This window comes from Enterococcus sp. DIV0756 (genome assembly GCF_051710745.1).
GTDB lineage: Bacteria > Bacillota > Bacilli > Lactobacillales > Enterococcaceae > Enterococcus_A.
The window spans coordinates 1,991,097-2,011,089 of record NZ_JBIOLF010000001.1; the positions used below are offsets into that span (position 1 = coordinate 1,991,097).

General features: G+C 42.4%; 17 protein-coding genes and 1 tRNA gene. 5 read left to right on the forward strand and 13 right to left on the reverse strand.

What is annotated here, in order from left to right:
* Positions 1-48 precede the first annotated feature (48 nt).
* From IGI44_RS09640 to IGI44_RS09670, 7 genes are all read right to left on the reverse strand, one after another.
* Complete coding sequence (locus IGI44_RS09640) at positions 49-543, reverse strand: FIVAR domain-containing protein (protein ID WP_438787525.1); 495 nt, start codon at positions 541-543, stop codon at positions 49-51.
* A 12-nt stretch (positions 544-555) separates the two neighbouring features.
* On the reverse strand, positions 556-999 hold the full coding sequence (locus IGI44_RS09645; protein ID WP_438787526.1) for a hypothetical protein: 444 nt from the start codon (positions 997-999) through the stop codon (positions 556-558).
* A 12-nt stretch (positions 1,000-1,011) separates the two neighbouring features.
* Positions 1,012-1,494 carry a hypothetical protein gene (locus tag IGI44_RS09650; RefSeq protein ID WP_438787527.1) on the reverse strand — a complete coding sequence of 161 codons (483 nt, stop codon included), beginning with the start codon at positions 1,492-1,494 and terminating at the stop codon, positions 1,012-1,014.
* Between the two features lie 14 nt (positions 1,495-1,508).
* On the reverse strand, positions 1,509-1,946 hold the full coding sequence (locus IGI44_RS09655) for a tRNA (uracil-5-)-methyltransferase (RefSeq protein WP_438787528.1): 438 nt from the start codon (positions 1,944-1,946) through the stop codon (positions 1,509-1,511).
* Between the two features lie 26 nt (positions 1,947-1,972).
* Positions 1,973-5,998, reverse strand: coding sequence for a hypothetical protein (locus tag IGI44_RS09660; RefSeq protein WP_438787529.1), 4,026 nt, complete (start codon positions 5,996-5,998; stop codon positions 1,973-1,975).
* A gap of 108 nt (positions 5,999-6,106) precedes the next feature.
* Positions 6,107-7,399: a sensor histidine kinase gene (locus tag IGI44_RS09665; RefSeq protein WP_438787530.1), complete on the reverse strand. Its 1,293-nt coding sequence runs from the start codon at positions 7,397-7,399 to the stop codon at positions 6,107-6,109.
* Positions 7,400-7,402: 3 nt separating this feature from the next.
* On the reverse strand, positions 7,403-8,125 hold the full coding sequence (locus IGI44_RS09670; RefSeq protein WP_438787531.1) for a LytR/AlgR family response regulator transcription factor: 723 nt from the start codon (positions 8,123-8,125) through the stop codon (positions 7,403-7,405).
* A gap of 716 nt (positions 8,126-8,841) precedes the next feature.
* Between IGI44_RS09670 and IGI44_RS09675 the strand changes: the two genes are divergently transcribed.
* Positions 8,842-10,758 (forward strand): homing endonuclease associated repeat-containing protein, encoded by a 1,917-nt coding sequence (locus tag IGI44_RS09675; protein ID WP_438787532.1) that lies wholly within the window; start codon positions 8,842-8,844, stop codon positions 10,756-10,758.
* Between the two features lie 335 nt (positions 10,759-11,093).
* Here the strand turns inward: IGI44_RS09675 and IGI44_RS09680 are convergent.
* Together IGI44_RS09680 and IGI44_RS09685 are read right to left on the reverse strand one after the other, a co-directional pair.
* A tRNA-Ser gene (locus IGI44_RS09680) sits at positions 11,094-11,181 on the reverse strand.
* A gap of 41 nt (positions 11,182-11,222) precedes the next feature.
* Positions 11,223-11,795, reverse strand: a complete 573-nt coding sequence (locus IGI44_RS09685) for a TetR/AcrR family transcriptional regulator (protein WP_438787533.1) — start codon at positions 11,793-11,795, stop codon at positions 11,223-11,225.
* 392 nt (positions 11,796-12,187) lie between these two features.
* On the opposite strand from IGI44_RS09685, the gene IGI44_RS09690 reads away from it, so the two are divergent.
* The 4 genes from IGI44_RS09690 to IGI44_RS09705 all read left to right on the forward strand — a co-directional run bounded on the left by IGI44_RS09690 (position 12,188) and on the right by IGI44_RS09705 (position 16,072).
* Positions 12,188-12,940 (forward strand): threonine/serine exporter family protein, encoded by a 753-nt coding sequence (locus IGI44_RS09690; protein ID WP_438787534.1) that lies wholly within the window; start codon positions 12,188-12,190, stop codon positions 12,938-12,940.
* Between the two features lie 26 nt (positions 12,941-12,966).
* Positions 12,967-13,416 (forward strand): threonine/serine exporter family protein, encoded by a 450-nt coding sequence (locus IGI44_RS09695; protein WP_438787535.1) that lies wholly within the window; start codon positions 12,967-12,969, stop codon positions 13,414-13,416.
* Between the two features lie 170 nt (positions 13,417-13,586).
* Positions 13,587-14,183, forward strand: a complete 597-nt coding sequence (locus tag IGI44_RS09700; RefSeq protein WP_438787536.1) for a TVP38/TMEM64 family protein — start codon at positions 13,587-13,589, stop codon at positions 14,181-14,183.
* Positions 14,184-14,503: 320 nt separating this feature from the next.
* Positions 14,504-16,072 (forward strand): glycerophosphodiester phosphodiesterase family protein, encoded by a 1,569-nt coding sequence (locus tag IGI44_RS09705; protein WP_438787537.1) that lies wholly within the window; start codon positions 14,504-14,506, stop codon positions 16,070-16,072.
* Positions 16,073-16,116: 44 nt separating this feature from the next.
* On the opposite strand, the gene IGI44_RS09710 is transcribed toward IGI44_RS09705, so the two are convergent.
* The 4 genes from IGI44_RS09710 to IGI44_RS09725 all read right to left on the reverse strand — a co-directional run bounded on the left by IGI44_RS09710 (position 16,117) and on the right by IGI44_RS09725 (position 19,970).
* Positions 16,117-16,917: an ABC transporter permease subunit gene (locus tag IGI44_RS09710; protein ID WP_438787538.1), complete on the reverse strand. Its 801-nt coding sequence runs from the start codon at positions 16,915-16,917 to the stop codon at positions 16,117-16,119.
* Positions 16,910-17,821, reverse strand: coding sequence for an ABC transporter ATP-binding protein (locus IGI44_RS09715; protein ID WP_438787539.1), 912 nt, complete (start codon positions 17,819-17,821; stop codon positions 16,910-16,912). Before IGI44_RS09715 ends, IGI44_RS09710 begins: the two co-directional genes overlap by 8 nt.
* Positions 17,822-18,085: 264 nt before the next feature.
* The gene (locus IGI44_RS09720) at positions 18,086-18,313 is read right to left on the reverse strand and encodes a hypothetical protein (RefSeq protein WP_438787540.1); all 228 of its coding nucleotides are present in this window, start codon (positions 18,311-18,313) and stop codon (positions 18,086-18,088) included.
* Positions 18,314-18,623: 310 nt separating this feature from the next.
* Complete coding sequence (locus IGI44_RS09725; protein ID WP_438787541.1) at positions 18,624-19,970, reverse strand: glucose-6-phosphate isomerase; 1,347 nt, start codon at positions 19,968-19,970, stop codon at positions 18,624-18,626.
* Positions 19,971-19,993 lie beyond the last annotated feature (23 nt).

A 19,993-nucleotide genomic window follows, 5' to 3' on the forward strand; every position in this document is an offset into this window, starting at 1 on the left:
TCTGTCGTATGAAAAAACCGCAAACGTCCTCGTTCACGGCTTTCCTTTTTATTTATCTTCGTTGGAGCGCTTCTTTTTCCAAGTAATGAGAGCGCCTGTCACCAAGAACAGTCCGATCCCTGACAATCCAACTCCCGCTGCCATTCCTGACCGTGGATAGCTCTTCGCCGAACTGGTGGCTACCGTCCTATTAGGGCTTGTACCTGAGGGGCTCGTTCCCGTTCCTTGTTTAGACCTTAGCCCCTTGATTGCTTGCTGAAGCTTCGTCAGTGCTGCATTGATCTTCGCTTCATCATAGGGGGTGTTTTTTAACGCCTCTTCGGCTGCCTGCAAGGCTTCTTGATACGCCTTCCAGCTTTCTTCCGTGTAGGCATTCTTGTCTCGCTGCTGTTCCTTTTCCTGCTTGATCAGCTCCTCCAGCTCAGAGGCCTTTGGTGCGTTGATCGTCGTATGCACCGTCGTTGTTTGCTCATCAGCAGCAAAGCTGTGGAGCGGCAAGCCGATAAAGCCGAAGCAAAGAAGCGCGCACAATAGCTTTTTCATCGCTGCTTCCTCCTATTCAATCGCTGACGTGAAGACGATCTTCCCTTCATACCTACCTGGCTTCGCCTGTGTCCATGCGGCTTTTTCAATGTTCAGGTATACTTTTGCCGCTTTTTGCTCTGCGGCTTCTTCTGCATTCCAGCTCTCAGTCGACCAGCTATTTCCAGCTGTGTCTGTCAAGGAGAAAGGTAATGCTGGTGCCTGTGGGTTATCCTTATTTTTCATCGCTTCAATTCTCGCGGATACCTTCACCTGCTGATTCGGTGCCAAGTCCCCTGAGACTTTCAAATCAGGTAACGCCGTCTTCTCCATGTTCACCGTCACCGCTTGATTCGCAGGGATCGTCAGGCTATAGGTCGAAGGGATCGTTGTGGTAATTACGGTGTTTTTTTCCTCAGCCAACGCGGAAACCGGCAGAAGAAACAATGCGCATAAAAGTAGATAGCTTTTTTTCATTTGAGAGCCCTCCTATATACCCGTTGCAATTTCAGCAACAAAGGTGATGGTCGTTTTATATTGCCCAGCTTTCTTTTCACCAACCAAATCCTCAAATTTAAAGGTTGCTAAGCTGCCTGTTTCATTCGTCCCTGTCGCTTTGAGTAACAGATCACCCTTTTTAAGTGGTGTTCCTCCATCTTTCATTAGCTGCGTAGTCAACGTATGTGGGCTACCGGGGTCTTTTTGCCGTGTCAAGGTAATCGTTCCTGAATCATCGATCGAAGGATTCGTCATACTAAGCGTGAGACTTAACTTCTTCGAAGGTTCGATATTGTGCTCGCTCGTCCCCAATTCGATCTCCTGTGTCTGTTGCAAATCAATGGAAGCTGGAATCTTAAGGGTATAACTATTTTTTACTTCATACTCGACGTTTGTTTCTTCCGCCTGAACCGTTCCGGCAACGCCTAGCGCCAACAAACTCAACAGTACGGTTCCGATCATTCTTTTTTTCATGGTCATTTCCTCCTTTATTGGACCGCTAAGCTTAATCGTATCTCAGAACCATTCAGCGGTTCTTGGTCCTTCAAGCTGAAGCATTCATATTTCAACATTGCCTGATCATAGGTGCCTGCGGCTAATGGTTGATCCAGTGTCAGTTCATAGATGGCTTTCCCCGGCTCCAGCAGCTTGGATTCCCAAAGCTTGGTTTCCGCATCTTGCCAAAGCGAGAGCTTGAAGTAGCAGGTATTCTTCTTAGGGTTGTGAAAATTAACCTGTTGCTTCGTTGCCTCCGCCTTCAAAGGAATGCTGTCGAATCCCGGAATCTCAATGGTCGGAGAAGGCTCCCGCGAGACGGCGCGTTCGCCCTTCCAGTCTTCTGCCGATTCCACCTCCGCCAGTAGCTTGTCATCAGATTGACGACTCTGGTAGATCAAAAAGCCGCCTACTAGAAATACCACTAGCAAAATACTTACGATCAGTGACTTCTTCTTCACGGTGTCACCTCCTCAGTCGTCAGGGTCGTTTCAAAAATCAGCCGTCCCTTATAGCTTCCTGCTTGAAGCGGGTTATTCTCTGCTATACCAGTCGGCACACCAAAGCGTACATTTGTTTCTTTCTCTTTCAAGCTGGACACCAATGTAATGGCCGAATAGGTAATCAGCGAATGCGCCTGTTTCCCTTGCGCCGCTTGGTTTTTCAGAATCAGCTTATCGTCACTCATCTCATTGGTGTCGGATAAGCGAGCCGTGACCTGTTTCTGATAACCAGGTACACCATGAAATTTATTCGTCAGCTTGACGGTTCCCTGCTTGTCTTCATCGCTAAGTGTGACCGTAGCCGGAATGACTAAGCTATAGGTCGCCGCTGGCGCAAAACGATCGTCTTTCCATTCGATAAAGGCTTCCTTCTCACCCACTGTTACTACATGTTTTTCTTCAGGCAGGTAAAAATAGAACTGGTCATCATCCTTATGTTTCCCAGCGATTTTCCGATCTGTCGTCCCAACCTTTAGCGGCGCTCCTTCAACATAAGCAGAGGCGTCCGCTTGGTAAAGTGCCAATCCCTCACCCGCCGCATTATTCGGACGTGGATTGATGCTGTCAGGATTGCCTGAATGATCTAACGCTTTGACCGTGCCGTTGGTGATGGTGACTATGCCTGGAGTGCTGCCGCCAGTTCCTATGCCTGAACTATCCTCTCCGCTGATTGCTGTGATTGTCCCACCGTTTATTGTGACCGTGCTACTTTCTTTGCTGCCACCGCCGATGCCTGGACCTGCTTTGCCACCGATTGCTGTGACTGTACCACCATTTAACGTGACCGTGCCACTGCCGCCACTGCCGCCGCCGATCCCTGAGCCACTTGCTCCTCCGGTTGCTGTGACTGCTCCTCCGTTTACCGTGACCGCGCCACTGCCGCCACTGCCGCCGCCGATCCCTGAGCCACTTGCTCCTCCGGTTGCTGTGACTGTGCCGCCGCTTATCGTAACCGTACCATTTCCGACACTGCCGCCGATCCCTGAGCCATTTGCTCCTCCGGTTGCTGTGACTGTGCCGCCGCTTATCGTAACCGTACCATTTCCGACACTGCCGCCGATCCCTGAGCCACCATCAACGCCTGTTGCTGTAATTGTGCCGCCGCTTATCGTAACCGTACCACTTCCAAAAGTGCCGCCGCCGATCCCGGAGCCATTTGCTCCCCCGGTTGCTGTGACTGTGCCGCCATTTACCGTAACCGTACCACTACCATAATAGCCACCACCGATTCCTGACCCATACATTCCGCCAGTTGCAACCAAACTCCCTACATAACCTTTAAAACTTCCTATGCCACTGATAATCACAAGAGAATCTTCTGCTTCATTATGATTTTGCAACCCTGCGCAACTATAACCACTCTTTAGCTCATTTTCTCCCACCAAATCAATCGTAGCTGTTGCATTGGAGTCAATCCTTAACGCTGCTTGACCATAATTTGCTGACACGTTGATTTTCACGCCATTTAATTTTACAGTAACACTTTCTCCGGTTACCTTGATTCGATCCACGGTTGTCTCTGTGATCTCCTCACGCATGGTGACGGTATAGGTTTGGTTATCGCCTCCAAGAATGAGTTCGTTATTGGAATAGGTGACATCTGTAAAATCATCCACTACTAAGTCTGATTCCCATAAATAGAATTTTTCTTCATCTTCGTTCCACAACACCAGATAATGGTTCTGCTGACCACTTTTATCCACTATGATTTTATGAGTTTCTTTTGTCAGATAGAAATAGTACTTATCATCCCCTTCGTGAGGACCTGCTATTTTAGCCTCCACACCATCAATCGTAATTTTCTCATTGAGTTGAGCAGGAATAAGATTACATAATGCAACGTTAACGCCTTTATCATTTACAGGGCGAGGGTCTATAATGTCCGGATTGCCCGAATGATCTAACGCTTTGACTGTGCCATTGGTGATGGTGACTTTGCCTGAAGTGCTGCTATTAGCGCCGTCTCCTATGCCTGTAGCATTCGTCCCACTGGTTGCTGTGACTGTTCCTCCGTTTATCGTGACCATGCCACTTCTACTCTGACCGCCACCAATTCCTGAGCCTCTATCTCCGCCAATTGCTGTGACTGCGCCACCGCTTAGCGTAACTATACCTTTTTCGTTATCACCGCCACCGATGCCTGAGGCTTTATTTCCGCCGATTGCTGTGACTGCGCCACCGCTTAGCGTGACTACGCCGATCCAGTGAGTGTGGCCGCCGATGCCTGAACCATAATCTCCGCCAGTTGCTACCAAACTTCCTGCATAACCTTCAAAACTTCCTGTACCACTGGTAATCACAAGAGAATCTTCTGTTACATTATAATTTTGTAAACCTGCACAATTCAGACCACTCTTTAATTCATTTTCTCCCACCAAATCAATCGTAGCCGTTGCATTGGAGTCAATCAGCAACGCTGCTTGATAATTATTCTCTGAGACATCGATCTTCACATTATTCAACTTTACAGTAACCTTTTGTCCAATTATCTTGATTCGATCCACGGTTGTCTCTGTGATCCCCTCACGCATGGTGACGGTATAGGTTTGGTTATCGCCGCCGAGAATGAGTACATTATTGGAATAGGTGACATCTGTCACGTGGTCCAAAACTAAATCACATAAAACAAACCGATTATTGTTATCATCCCATCGAACAAAATAGGTCTTCTCTTGATTATCGCTCGAAACAGTAACTTTATGGTTGTCTTTCGTCAGATAGAAATAGTACTTGTTATCTCCTTCATGTGGACCCGCTATTTTGGCATCCACACCATCAATCGTCACGTTCTCATTGGGTTGAGCAGGAATGAGATTACATAATGCAACGTTAGCATCTTTATCATTTACAGGGCGAGGTTCTATACTGTCTGGATTGCCCGAACGATCTAACGCTTTGACTGTGCCATTTGTGATGGTGGCTTTTCCTGAAGTGCTGCTATAAGAACCTACTCCTATGCCTGAGCTATTCGTTCCTCCTTTTGCTGTGACTGTACCGCCATTTATCGTAACCGTACCTCTTCCACTCTGACCGCCGCCGATTCCTGAGCCCCCATTGCCGCCAGTTGCTGTAATTGTGCCGCCGATTATCGTAACTGTACCACTACCACTAAAGCCACCGCCGATTCCTGAGCCAAAAATGCCACCTGTTGCTGCAATTGTGCCGCCGCTTATTGTAACCGTACCACTGCCGCCGCCGATTCCTGAGCCCCCATTGCCGCCAGTTGCAACCAAACTTCCGGCATAACCTTCAATACTTCCTGTGCCACTAGTAATCACAAGAGAATCTTCCGTTGAATTATCATTTTGCAACCCTGCACAATTGCTACCACTCTTTAACTCGTTTTCTCCCACCAAATCAATCGTAGCCGTTGCGTTGGGGTCAATCCTTAACGCTGCTTGACGATTATTTGCTGAGACATCTATCTTCACCCCGTTTAATGTCAGTACAACTCCTGAAGCCGCGATAACGATGCGATCGTCTGTTGTGGTTCCTGATACGCTGAAGTTCCCGCTGCTTTGGAAGGTTAGTACATGATCTGCATAGGTATACTCTTGACCCAGCGTTCCGCCTACTACCGTAAAATCACCGGTTCCTAAGCTTTGCTGCTGGATTTCTTGCTTTTCTTCTTCGGGCGGTTCGTTTGCTTTTTCTATGGGTTGTTCGTCTGCTTGTGCTGCTTCTGCCTCCTGCGTGCTTGGTGTTTCTGGTGGCTGTATTTCTTCCCCTGTTTCTGCTGGCTGTGAATGGCCTTCCTCGTCCTTGTCTACTTCTTCACTTGTTGCAGCGCTAGTTTCGTAAGTATTTGCGTAGGTCCTTGGCGCATCGGGTAGTGTTTCTTCTGGGGCTTTTCTTAGTTGGCCTGTTTCTTGCGGTTCGATCGTCGTCTCCGCGATGACTGCCGCCCCACTGGAAAATACGACACTTCCAATTAGTAACAAGGTAAAGCCTAGCGTGAGTCTCCTGTAGCCTCTCTTCATTCTCCTCTCTCCTCCCTTTCCTATGGATTGACGCAATTTCTAAAAAATAAGTACCATGGATCGATATTCACAAAATGAATGATTCTTCGTTTTTTTCTCCTCGTAAACTCACGGAATGAACATCATCACAGACGTTTGGAAAATCCCATCCCGCTCCTGATATTCCAGTGTGCCGTTGTACTTTTCAACAACCGCCTTGACAGAACTTAGCCCAATCCCCGCCTCGATCCGCTGCAAAGGCTCTGTCGAATTATCGACCGCCAGAACCAGCTGATTGTCCTCCGTGACACAGCGGACGCGAATGAAACGTTTCCCCGTTTTCTGCCTCTTACAGGCATTCAACGCGTTCTCAAAAATATTCCCAAAAACAATACACAGCTGAGAATCAGGGATGGTCAAACGCTGCGGCAGGCCAATCTTGATATCCAGTTCTGCTCCTGCTTCCTTGGCTTGGGACAAATAATTATGCGCCAGCACATCAATCGCGAAATTCTGACAATAGGGCTGTTCGTTTTCCTTTGGCAAATAGGAAAGGTACTCCTTTAGATAGGCTTGCAGCCCTTTTAAGTCGCCATCCTCGGTATAGCGTTCGATCACGGCGATATGATGCCGCAGATCATGCCGCGAGCTGCGAGCCTGTTCGATTGACAGCTTCAGCTGATCAAAACGCTGACTTTGCCGTTCTAACTGCTGCTCCATTTCCATCATGGACAGCTCTAAGCGAGTGCTTTTAACAATATTCACGGTTGTTGACAGCGTGACAACATAGGCAGCGACGCCGACTAAGCTGAAAAAGAGACTGAATAAGGCATTGTGAAACGCAGTGAAGCCAATCGATTTCGAGTAAATGCCATAGAGTGTACAGAGAATACAAAAGAAGAAGGGCACTGAGCACAGGCTGCGAATCTGAGTTTCAGATAATAGCTGCATCGCTTGGCGCATCGGCCCGCGAAAGAACCACCAAAGGACTGGATAGACCAGCAATAAGATCAGCCAGACATTCAGAGGTAGCCATAGGCTTTCAGTTAGCGAAGAATCTTGGTGAAACACTTGAGTAGTACTCAGATATGCTAATAAATTGACCTCAGAAGCCACTCCTTGCTCAAAGAAGAAAATATATAAAATTTTCCACCAGCCTACATCGAAGCTGCGGAAAAATACAAGGATCATCAACCCGTGCATCACGATCCGTACCTGATTCAGCAGCTGAAGCGGATTTCCTTCCTTCAGCAATGTGACACTAAAGACGATCAAAAAACAGGCAAGACTGACGAGAAAGATCCGCCAAGCCATCGTTTTGCGTTCAATCTTGCGCATCGGCATAAAGGGAACGCAGCACAGGACGAACCAAGGAATATCCATCAGAAAGATACACATCGCAGCATTCAAGGCTTCTCGCATGTTCTACTCCCCCTCTCTGACTTTCTTGATCTTATAACGAGCATACTGTTGCTGAAGCTGTTTCGCCTGTTCCCGATTCATCGGGATACGTTGCTGATCAGCCAGGATAAATTCACGCTTTTCGATCCCGATTATCTGATCCATATTAACGAGAAAGCTGCGGTGACAGCGTAAAAACCGCGGATCAGCTAATTGCTCCTCTAACACATCCAACCGCAGATACACACTTTTCTCACCAAGGTCCGTATGGAGGATGCAACAGCGATTTTGCGATTCTACGTAATGAATCTCACGATGGAGAAGCTGTTCTTTTTTTCGATTGATCGTCAACTCGATGGATTGCTCACTGATTTCAGCCATTCGTAACCCACGATCAAGTGCTTCTTCGACCGCTTCGACGGTAAACGGTTTTAATAGATAGTGCAAGACACCGATCTGGAACCCTTCTGCCATATGCTGTGAACTGGATGTCGTAAAAATAATCGCCGCATTGCGGTTCTCGCTACGAATCCGCTTAGCTAGTAGGATTCCATTGATCTCATCCAAATAAATATCAATAAACGAGATCGCAAATCGCTCCTCCTCTAAGGCTTCAAGCATATCTTTACCAGAAGTAAAGCTCGTCAATGTATAGGAAAGCTGTCTTTCTGTCAGCAATTTATGTAGGCTCTCTTGAAGGAAAGCCATGTCGCTTAACTTGTCTTCACAGATAGCTATTTTTATCATAGTTATGTTATTCTTCCTTTTTTTATCATTTGTTTATTTCAACTTAACATCCAGTTAATAACTAAATATCTTACTTTAATTAAATCATATTATCGGTTGACTGTGGCTAAAATGTAGAAATCTGTCATTCAACTGTCGAAAACTGTTTAAATAACGGAGAATCCCCGTGAGAATTATTCGTTTAAAAATAAGTGCTTCTTTGGCAACTTTCTCAGTATTTCTATCTCTATCGAAGAAATCTGTTATTTTAAGCTTGTGCGGTTTGCTCTTTAGTTAACCGACAGTAGATACATCTTTTTCTTTATAAAATTTTCCTACTAATAAGCACAATAAAGAACAAAAACGCGACGAAACTTTCCATAAGTAAAGCCTTTTTCCCTTTTTCTTTACAAATGTATAGTTTTTATGGGTTTTTACTTACCTTATTGATCCGTCAGACGCGCTGGTTGAATGTTCGTTTAAGAAAGGAAATTGCAAGAACTCTTTTTTCACGATAAAAAAATGATAAAAAAATCCGCCTTCTTTCTTTTGACCGATTTTCGCCTATGAACTAGGGATTTTTGGCAAATTTTTTTATAAAATGGATTTTTTTCTATTAAGATTTCAAAAAAAATTGAGGACGTTACACGAGGCTGTTTATGCTATCTTTTTCTTGAAAAAGATCCCGCTGTTTTTTCTTTTCAGAAGAAAGAGTGGGGAAAAGAGAGGAAGATTTTATGGCTAAAAGACTCACGAAAAAATTTTTTGTAAAAAAACTAACGACATTTGTCGAGCAACATCATCGAGCCCCAACGGCAAAAGAATTCGGTCATCAAACTGCTATAAGAAATCTGTTTGGCAGCTATACGAATTTCCTCGAAAGTCAAGGACTTAGCAAAGCAACAGTCATTGAACACTATATGAAAATCGAATTAGCTGAGAAGCTGGATGCTTTTGTGACCACCCATCAACGCGCGCCAAAAGCCAGTGAATTTGGGTATCGGTATGCTATCAACGACTACTATGATTCCTACTTTGACTTTCTCAACGCCCACGGCTACGGTGCCTTGTACGATCCTTCGTTGGAGCGCGTCCCAAGAGCGAAGCCAAATAGCAAAAAGAAACCACCTAAAAAGATCAAACCAAAAAAGCTCACAAAAGAGGATCTAATCGAAAGGCTGCACGCATTCGTCAAAGAACATGGTCGTATCCCATTTTCAAAGGAATTTGGTTATTTACACATGGTTAACAAATATTTCGGCACGTATAACCAATTTGTCCTTAGCGAGGGCTTTCAACCAAACTTCCGCGGCAGAAACAAACCACTGCCAAAAGAAGAACTAGTTAAAAAGCTCCATGACTTTGTTTCAACAAATAACCGCGTCCCGAATCAAGATGAATTCGGGCAATATAATCAAATCAAAAGCTTATATGGAAACTTCAATCTATTTCTTCTGGCAAATGGGTATGAACCTGTAAAACGTAAACAACCGCCCAAAAAAGGTCGACAAGCTAAGAAGAAACATTTAGTAACGAAGACGTTTTTAATCAATAAATTGGCCAGATTTGTGAGGGATTACGATCGAACCCCTACCTCTAAAGAAATGGGCCATGAGAAGCCGATAAAAAAATATTTCGGTTCTTATAGCGCCTTTCTTATTAGCCAAGGGTATTCTAATCACGGTGGCATCACACGAAGGGAGTTGGATCAAAAACTTGAAGCCTTTGTAGATAAGCATGATCGCCTCCCAACATTGAAGGAATTTGGTTATGCCTATCCTATCCGACGCTTCTATTGTACTTATACGGAGTTTTTAAACGCCAATGGCTATGTTCCTCCAAAGAAAAAGCAACGCTCCAGACCGAAAAAAACTATTACTTCCGCATTTTTAAAGAAGAAACTGAACAATTTTGTAGAAGAAAATGGCCGCATCCCAACGACGAGAGAATTCGGCTATCGCTATCACGTCACCCAACTGTTCGGCTCCTACACCGCCTTCGTACGCGGTCAAGGCTACAAACCTAACATAGAATTCCTGTCAAAAGAAGAATTAGAAAAAAGACTCCGATCAGCGGTGGAAACAACTGGCCGCGTCCCAAAATACTATGAATTTGGACACCGAGGGGAAATCAATAAATTGTTTGGCTCCTATGAAGCGTTCGTGCAATCACTTGGCTATGAAGCACCTGTTCGTCGAACCGTTTCAACTGAAAGTTTAGTCGGCAAACGTTTTGGACGCTTACTTGTGGTCTCACAGGGGGAAATGTATCGTGGAGGAACCTCTTGGAACTGTCAATGCGATTGTGGCAATTCCAAAAACAATGTTCCAAGAGGCCGATTGACTTCTAAGCAGATTTCTAGCTGTGGCTGTTTGTATAAAGAGATGCCCCATTTAAAAAAATATTTAGTAGAAGACACACGCCTGACAGCCCTTCAAGGAAAAGCCACGAAGGCTAGCAAGACCGGTGTTTGTGGTGTTGTCTTGAATACGCAGGGAAAGAAATACTGCGCGCAAATTCGTGTGAAGGGAAACTATCACTATCTCGGAAGTTTCGAAAATTTTGCAGATGCCGTAGCCGCCCGCAAAGCGGCCGAAGAAAAATATTTTGCGCCTATTCTAGAAAAATACAAAGATCGCCTTCAAGAAGACTAACCAGACTGATTTCTTGCCAATTCGCTACGAATGCTAAGAGGCGTTCTTTCACCTGATTACGCCCATCAGAAACACTATTTTTAGATAGGGTCGCCTATTCTTTCTGGCCGACGATGGATACCGCGTTTTTTCGCATTTAAGCTTCAGTTAAGCTTACTCTTATATAGTGTACTCAACCCTAACAAACTTTTCATTTTGCCAGTTACTTCCGTTACCAAAGTAACTGGCGCTCTTTTTTCAACTAAATACTTTTGCTTAAAAAAAATCGAGCTGAGGCGATGAATACAGAAAAAATTCTGCATCCATCGTCTCAGCTCGATTTGAAGTAAGAGATAAGGAAGGTACGGGACTTGAACCCGTGCACCACATTACTGCGGCTCGCCGGATTTCGAGTCCGGTGCATTACCACTCTGCCAACCTTCCGCACCATTTATCTTACCTTTTTTTATTTAAATGTCAAGATGTTATAATCTGTCCAATACGGACGTGTCTTCTTCTTGCAAGATGTTGTTGATCGTACGGTCAATCAAGTGAACAATCTCGTCCTGCGTCGGCGCGATGATGCCTGATGACATCAGCGTAGCGATACCTGTCACACAAATCCATGTCCCTACATGCAACGCATTGATTCGTTTTTCAGACAATTCGCTGTATTTAGGATGCTCGACAATCAATTGATGGAAGTAGTTGTAAGAAAAGTCATGCATTTTCTTTCCGCCGCCATATTCTTGTACAAACAGTGCATTATAAAGATTGCTTTGCTCTTTGGCAAAGTACACATAGCTTAGCCCTAAGTCAATGATTGTATCACCAGTGCGAACTTCTGGGAAAATATCGTAGTATAGGTGATTGCAGATTTCGTCTAACAACGTGTTCTTAAGATCACTCATATTTTTAAATTCTAAATAAATTGGTTGCGTACTGATTCCCATTTTTTTGGCGATGTTTCGTGCAGTAAATCCAGAGAAACCTTCATTTTCGACAACTTCATAGGCAGCCTTTAGAATCTGGTCTTTGGTGTAAACTTTTCTTCTCATTGTAATTCCTCCCAGAATGTTATTATTTTTACTGTCATTTTATTTTAATCAAAAACTGATTAGTTTTGCAACCCTTATGCAAGATGTTATCTAAATTTACCGAAACTTTTTTCTAAAAAGCGGTGAATTTGATCAGGATTTTCCTTATAAAGGCAGTGTAAACGTTTCATTATTTATGTAATATTTAACTTATTTCATTAAAAAACAAATGAGCCGTTATACATTTAAATACATTATTGTTTCTTTAAAGTAAAAATCCTATCTCATTAAAAAAAAGTTGCTGTTACTTTATTATACTTTCTCTAAGGATTGCTGACAATCCTTATTCTTTTTCTTGTCTATTTTATTCATATTCTCTACTATAGTAGAGAATAGTAAAGGTGGTTAACTTGATGGAACAGCAAAATTACGCGCAACTTGTTTTAAATACCTGCTTGAAGGCTGGGAAAATTATGATGGAATCAGGCTCCGAGGTCTATCGAGTAGAAGATACCATGAAACGGATCGCTCTGAATGCAGGGCTTGATGATATACAAACTTATGTAACTGCAACGGGGGTAATTGTTGGCTTCCCTTCTGAACAAAGCAGCCAAGTCATTCAGATCACCCCTCAATCGATCAATTTGGAAAAAGTGACGGCTGTCAATCAAGGCTCAAGACAATTCGCTGACGGGGAACTTTCTTTACCGGACTTTTATCATTATTTGGAAGAAGTTGATCAGGATACGCCGGATTTCCCCTATGTTTGGAAGATTATTTCTGCCGGAATTGTCAGCAGTACGTTAATGATTATTTTAAATGGTACTTGGTATGATTTCATTCCAACCTTTGTCATCGGAATGATTGGGTTTGGCGTTCATACTTTTTTTGGAAATAAATTGCAGATGAAATTTTTAAATGATTTTGCGGCTGCGTTGATTATTGGGGCTCTCGCTTTACTCACCGTCTCGACCTCACTGGCTCGCGATGTAAATAGCCTGATTATCGGCTCGATCATGCCCTTAGTACCAGGCTTAGCCATCACCAATGCCTTCCGTGATATCATGTCAGGACATTTAATCAGTGGTGTCGCTCGAGGAACCGAGGCATTGTTCATTGCTGGTGCAATCGGCGGCGGAATCATCGTTGCCTTTAATTTCTTCTAAAGAATAATTCTAGTCGGAGGTCACTCATGAATATTATTGTCAATTTTTTATTCAGTATGTTTAGCACGATCGCCTTTAGCGTGATTACGAATATCCCTCGTCGCGCTTTTTTAGCCTGCGGTTTTACTGGAGCTGCGGGCTGGATGACTTTTTGGATCTTGCAAACGTACTTCCATCAAAATATTGGTATCTCAAATTTTTTAGGTGCTTTAATGATCGGATTGATCAGTATTTTCTTCTCTAAAATAATGCATATGCCGGTGATCGTTTTTAATGTTCCCAGTCTGGTACCATTAGTTCCAGGAGGACCTGCTTATATGGCCGTACGCCATATGATGAATCAGCAGTTTACGGAATCAATGGAGAAGGTCGTCACGGTTCTTGTTACAGCTGGAGCGATCGCCATTGGCTTTATGTTCACGAATGTGATTGAACGAGCCTTAAAGAGAACACGTTCCAATTTTCGAATCAAGTAAAACAGGAGACCTTTTCCTGATTTACTTACCACTTTTTGTAAGCGCAACCAATAAATTTCTAAAAATATTTTAAGTTTCAAACGAATTTCACAAATTACTACCTCAGACCTATGCATTTTGTGAATTTATCCTTTATACTTCATTTTAGAAAGACAAAGGAGTTGAGTCAGATGAGTGTTGTTCAGTCACGAAGACTTTTAAATATTATTTCGTTGATGGGGATCGCGTTAACGATTAGTTTATCGATTTATTTCTATCGCTTAGGCGTATTTGATGATATGAATTCATTGCAGCAACTTGTCGGGCAATCACCAATTGCCGGCCCACTCATTTTTGTTTTGATTCAAATCATCCAAGTCGTTATCCCGATTATTCCTGGTGGAATTAGTTTAGCAGCTGGCGTTTTGATTTTCGGTCCCTATTGGGGATTTGTCTATAATTATGTCGGGATCGTTATCGGGTCGCTCATTCTTTTCTTAATGGGGCGGCATTATGGTAAGCCGTTGATCATGCATCTTGTTAGTGACAAGGTCTACCAAAAATACAATCATTGGCTAGATGATCCTCGATTTGATAAATGGTTTGCGTTAGCGATTTTCTTACCCGTCGCACCAGATGATGCCCTGTGTTTGATGGCTAGTCTGACAAATATGTCCTTTAAGAAATACAGCGCGATTATCTTTTTAGCAAAACCCGCTTCCATCTTTTTATACAGCCTCGCTTTATTACAAGGCGGCGCATTATTAGAAAAATTACTACTCCGCTAATTCATTAGTGGAGTTTTTTTGTCGTTTCGTTTCATTCGAATGAAAAAATGAGGATATTCAACAAAAACGCAGGCGTTTGATCCGCTCTTTTTGGTTCTGAAAAAGGGGTATCCGAGTATATATATCCCAACAGCACTCTACTAGATAAATAATCGTAACAATCATCTGGAATAAACCAAATCCAACAGATACTATCCCCAGTTGTATTCTCCGATTTTCATGAAATAATCTAACTTTGATGTGCAAAGTTGTGATACGCTAAATAAAAAGTTTAAATCATTTTGAACAACTTATTTACGTATACATTTTCAGGAGGAACAATGACTTACTTACGACAACAAATCACCCGTTTTTTTCGTGCGTTTTCTATATATAATTTTTTATTGCTTGTTTTCGGTCTCCCCTTCTTAACCGAAGGACTCTTTTTATTTTTCCGGCAAAGCTTTCTAAACGATCTATATCATCCGTTCTATTTGTTGCTGTTTTCTTCATTAATCTTTCTATATGGGAACTTTTTTAGTCAAATACAATCCAATGAGAAAGTATTTCAGAATTTTTCTTTACGAGCAGCGTTTGTCAGCTTCGGCTACTGGCTGCTTTTATCGCCCATTTTTTTCTTTCGCTTCTATCAAATGTTTCTAGCTTGGCGGCCATTACCGGCTAAAATACTTTCCTTCCTATTTCTCTATCGATGGAAAATAGTGCCAATCCTTGTTTTACTGTATTTACTCGTTCTTTACTTCCTATATCGATCGATTCTACTACCTAAATACCTAAAACAAGGAAAAAGCTTAAAGGAGAGCCAACAGCTTAGTTGGAAAAAAACAAAAAAGCCAGTGGCTAAGCACGTGCTGCTCTTTTTCATTATCCCTTTTGCTTTTATCGTTCTCAGTTTTCTACTCAAATTCGGTTTCATTTGGGCTGCGAAATTTCTGACAAGACAAAGCAGCGCGATGATTTTCCTCATGCTTTATCGAGTGCTTCAAAATGTGATATGGGGCTGTTTCTTTCTTTATTTGACCACTTCGGATAACCATCCGACTGCTGGTGAAAAAATGTCTAAAGGAACCATTGCTTGGCTTAGTCTGACCGTTATCGTCTGCCTTGGATTGTATCCTTTGCACTATGCGCATGTCTTTCAAAGTGACTACCCAGATCAACCCTTAACGATCTCGCATCGTGGTGTTTCCAACCGGAATGGTGTCCAAAATTCTATTGATGTCCTAAAAAAGACCAATGAATCCAGTCATCCTGATCTTGTCGAAATGGATGTTCAAGAAACGGCAGACCATCAACTAGTTGTCATCCATGATGAGGATTTAAAGCAGTTAGCTGACAAGAACATTCGCATTGACGAATCCACTTGGGCAGAATTAAAAAAAGTGACCCTAAAAGAAAACGGTCATTCAAGTAAGATTCCTCTATTCACTGATTATCTAGCAGAAGCAAACCGCCTCAATCAAAAATTACTGATTGAACTTAAGGTAACTGCCAAAACCAAAGGAACCATTCTTAAATCATTGGTGCCCTTAAAGGAGCAACTAACCAATCATCAGCTGCAAAGCATGGATTTGGATACCGCTAACCAGATGAAGCAACTCTTCCCTAGATTGGAAGTCGGGTATATCCTGCCTATGGATTTACTAGGAGCACCTAGGACTTCGCTGGACTTTATGAATATCGAAGCACGAACAGCCAACGGTGATCTACTACAAGCGTTGGCACATCGCAAACAAAAAGTCTATGTCTGGCCGGTAAACGCAAAGCAACAAGCGGCTGTTTATCGCTTTCAAAACGTCGCTGGAATCTTAACGGACAATCTACAGGTTTTTTCAGGAAAGCAACCTATCATCAAGATAAAAACGATTAGTAGTATTTTATTTAATTAGAAAAACTGTAAACAACCTTCTTGTCGAAGGTCGTTTACAGTTTTTTATCGATCTAATAAACGTTCATACGTGAAACCGGTCATGGAAAATCTCAGTAGTAAGAATGCGATAACCAGTAGAACAAGTCCGATTGAAAGGACAACCCAGCCGCCAAAGACCAGAATCCCCGTAAACTGCCCCACGAGCAGTAAGACTATCGGCAGAATCAGAAATGCGGCTTTTTGTTGTGACTCTTCGATGGTTGTCGATTTAGCAGAACCTTTAACAATCAATACGATTGAGATAATCGTTATTGCAGGTACGATAAGAAGCATGACCCAAAGCCAGTTGATACTCAAGGGCAGAAGAAACCCTTTCAGTAAATACAGCTCCACTTCAATGACGATGACGGTTAAAATAAACGAAACATAGGTGACAAAGATAGCGACAAAAAAGGAAGCATATACTTTTGCCTGAAAAATTTCGCGAATGGATAATGGCGAATATAGCAAGGTTTCCAGCGTTCGCTTCTCCTTTTCCCCTACGAAGGAACTAGCTGCCATGACACTCGCAGTCATGATCGGAATGATTAAAAAGAAAATCGGAATAACATTATTGACCATCAAAGCCAAAAACGCTTGAATGATTTGGTCTTGATCCAGCTTTTCAAGATTCGGCAGTATTCGAGCCATTTCAGTAAACGAAGAAGAATCGGTTGGACTGAGTATTACCGACAATAACATGATCGTTGGAAAAACGACTGAAAAGAATAACGGAAGTATCGTTAACACCGAAAAATAGCGTTTATTATCTGTGATACCGCGAATATCCTTTACCATAATAGCTTTTTGTCGACTATTAAACATGTGCCTGCCCCCCTTCCAATAACGCAAAATAAATATCCTCTAATGAATAATCCATTGGCGTTACTTGCGAGATATTTCCGCCTTGTGTGACGATTTCCTTCACTAGCTGTGGAATTTCTGTTTTATCCGAGAGCGTTAATTCATAGATAGCTGCGTTGATTTGTTTACTCACGATGGAAGAGGGCATGGTATCTGTTTCAATGATTACTTTTTGATTATTGAAGGTTCGTTTTCGCAATTCCTCTAGACTCCCTACTGCTAACAGCTGGCCATTGTCCATCAATCCATACTCATTACAAATCTCTTGGGCATACCTTAATTGATGGGTACAAAGAAAAATCGTCGTCCCTTCTTCTTTTGATAGTTCCAATAACAGTTGGTTCACCTTTTTCGTACTTTCAGGGTCCAGACCGCTAGTTGGCTCGTCTAAGAATAATACTTTTGGACGATGAATCAGGGTCCGGGCCAATGAAAGACGTTGCCGCATTCCTGTTGAATAGCTTTTTAATTTCACCTCTGCTGCTTCTGAAAGCTCCAACTTCTCTAACAACTGCATAGCTCTTGCTTGGCTTTCCGCTTTTGTAAGACCAAATACCTGTCCAAAGAAAAGGAGATTATCGAGCCCAGAAAGATGATCATACATCCCCGCATGTTCTGTTAATATTCCTGTAGATTGATGCAATTTCTTTGCTTCTTTGACCGGATCTAGGCCTAAAACTCGGGTCTCTCCATCCGTCGGCTTTAAAATACCATTTAGCAGCTTAACTGTCGTCGTTTTTCCCGCGCCATTCGGTCCTAAAAATCCAAAAATAGTCCCCTGAGAGACTTTTAAGCTAACGTCCGCTAGCGCTTTTTTTCCATCTGAATAAACTTTTTCTAATTGTGTAATTTCAATTGCCTTCATTTTTCTTCCTCTCTTGTTACAAGTGTTCCCTTTTCTGAATAATCTCTGATACTCACATTGTATTTCTTCTCGCTTGAAGGTTCAATGGATGAATAGTTAACTATCGAAGAACAAAATCAACACTTGTGCTACTTCCCACTCTATCCACTGAACCATCGCTTCCTATCAAACACTTGTCATTGGGCAAAAAAAAGACCCAAACCTCTAAAAAAGATTCGAATCTCATTCCTGTCAAAATAATTATTTCACATGGTTAGATAAAACTTATGCAGTACATTCAATTTCAACGCACGCGTGAATATCTTCGTATTTTACTAATAGACGGTTCTGCAATTCGATCACTGTCGCACGATCCGTTGGTGCACATTGGACGACGTTGATCAACACAGTATTATTGTATAATTGCTCAACAACCCCAACGACTTCCTTTTCAATTCCAATGGCTTTGCACTCATAAGCAACACCAATTTCAATAGTTTCTCTCATTTCCATAATAAATCCCCCTTTAATACTACGTTTTTATAATAACATAACTACTAAAAATTGAAAACGTTTTTTAATATATTTTTTGCTTTAATATCAAGGGATAGGTCGGAATTTTTAGAAAATTCGTAAAACACCAACATAAACAACCGAGGTTATTTTTAATCTCATGTTCATTTTTTATTTATCTTTATTTGTTTAAAAGCGATTTCTTTATTCTTCCAATATACTATTTATCATTAATTTTGCTTAGCTGCCTATTAATTTTACTATACCAATAAAAAAGAGCACTCACCAGATGAGCGCTCTTTTCATTATGCTATAAACGATTATTCAATTCTTTTGCTAAATCTTCAAATCCTGGTTTTCCAAGTAGGGCAAACATATTCTTTTTATAAGCTTCCACACCTGGTTGGTTGAATGGGTTAACCCCTAATAAGTAACCAGAGATCCCAACAGCGATTTCGAAGAAGTACATTGCGTAACCTAATGTGTAGGCGTCCATTGTAGGGATATTTAATACAAAGTTAGGAACGCCGCCGTCTGTATGGGCTAATAGAGTCCCTTGGTACGCTTTCGAGTTAACAAAGTCAACATCTTTACCTTCTAAATAGCCTAAGCCATCTAAATCAGATTCTTGTGAAGGGATTGCCACAGATTTACGAGGTTTTTCCACTTTCACGATCGTTTCGAAGATGTTACGACGACCTTCTTGGATGTATTGTCCAAATGAATGCAAGTCAGTTGAGAAGTTAGCACTTGATGGGTAAATCCCCTTCAAGTCTTTTCCTTCTGATTCGCCGTATAATTGTTTCCACCATTCGTTGAAATATTGCATACCTGGTTCATAGTTGACCAAGATTTCAGTCACTTTCCCTTTGCGGTATAAAATATTACGAAGTGCAGCATATTGATACGCTTCATTTTCGTCTAAGTTTTCGCTTGAGTAAGCTTCACGAGCGTCCGCTGCACCTTGCATCAATGCATCGATGTCGGCACCGCTAGCTGCGATTGGTAATAAACCAACTGCTGTAAGCACTGAGAAACGTCCACCCACATCATCAGGAATAACGAAAGTTTCCCAACCCGCTGCATCCGCTTCAACCTTAACAGCTCCACGAGCTTTATCAGTTGTTGCGTAGATACGTTTGTTGGCTTCTTCTTCACCATATTTGTTGATCAATAATTCTTTGAAGACACGGAAGGCGATTGCTGGTTCAGTTGTCGTCCCTGATTTAGAGATAACGTTAACTGAGAAATCACGGTCGCCGATCACTTCGATCAAATCAGCAATATAGGTTGAGCTGATTGAGTTTCCTGCAAAGAAAACTTGTGGTGCTTTACGATCTTCTTTGTCTAATACATTGAAGAAGCTTTGGTGCAAGAATTCGATTGCTGCACGAGCTCCAAGGTATGATCCGCCGATTCCGATAACTACTAATACTTCAGAATCAGATTTAATTTTTTCAGCTGCTTTTTTGATGCGCGCAAATTCATCTTTGTCATAGTTTACTGGAAGATCTACCCAGCCAAGAAAATCATTTCCTGCGCCAGTACCTTCGCGTAATTCTTTGTGAGCTAGAGCTACTTCAGATTTGATGTAGTCCATTTCATGTTCGCTCACGAACGGTGCTACTTTCGAATAATCGAAATGAATGTGTGCCATTGTTTTTCCTCCTTGAAAATCAC